This is a genomic window from Streptococcus cristatus (assembly GCF_001578775.1).
In the GTDB taxonomy this organism is placed as follows: Bacteria; Bacillota; Bacilli; order Lactobacillales; family Streptococcaceae; genus Streptococcus; species Streptococcus cristatus_A.
This window is the reverse complement of sequence record NZ_KQ969066.1, coordinates 31,307-31,889: the sequence shown is the minus strand read 5'-3', so window position 1 is coordinate 31,889 and position 583 is coordinate 31,307. Positions and strand designations below refer to the sequence as shown.

At 47.2% G+C, this 583-nt stretch carries 1 protein-coding gene; it reads left to right on the top strand.

Features of this window, described 5'->3' with window-relative positions:
* The coding region (locus SCRDD08_RS11695) for a mucin-binding protein (RefSeq protein WP_414162617.1) at positions 1-583 on the top strand (583 nt) is incomplete at both ends.

Sequence of the window (583 nt, the reverse complement as noted above, 5' to 3'; positions counted from 1 at the left end):
AATCAAGTACGAATACGCAGATGGTCAAACAGCGGGTCGTCCAGCTCTGAAAGCTCCTGTCACTCAAGAAGCAGCCTTCACACGTACAGGTGAACGTAACCGTGTAACTGGTAAGGAAACCTTCACTGCATGGACACCAGCTACGAAAGAATTGGCCCAAGAAGCTACACCAGTCGTAACTGGATTCGTGGCAGACAAGGCCAATGTAGCAGCGAAGACAGTCACTCCTGATGATAAGGATAGCGAAGAAACAGTTAAGTACAGCAAACTTGGTTCATACGTACCAAATGTACCAGACGGACTTCCAAAAGTACCAAACCTTCCATATCCAAACGATCCAACAGATCCAAGCAAACCAGGTACTGATCTTCCAGTGATTCCACATGTACCAGGCACAACACCAGTAGGCCCAGATGGCACAACACCATTGACACCGAAAGATCCGAGCGATCCAAGCAAGGGTTACAACCCACCACCAATTCCAAGTGATCCAACGAAGGATACACCAATCAACTTCGTGAAGGATGGTCAAAAAGCGATTATCAGCTTCGTAGACCAAACTGACGGTAATAAGGAATTGACC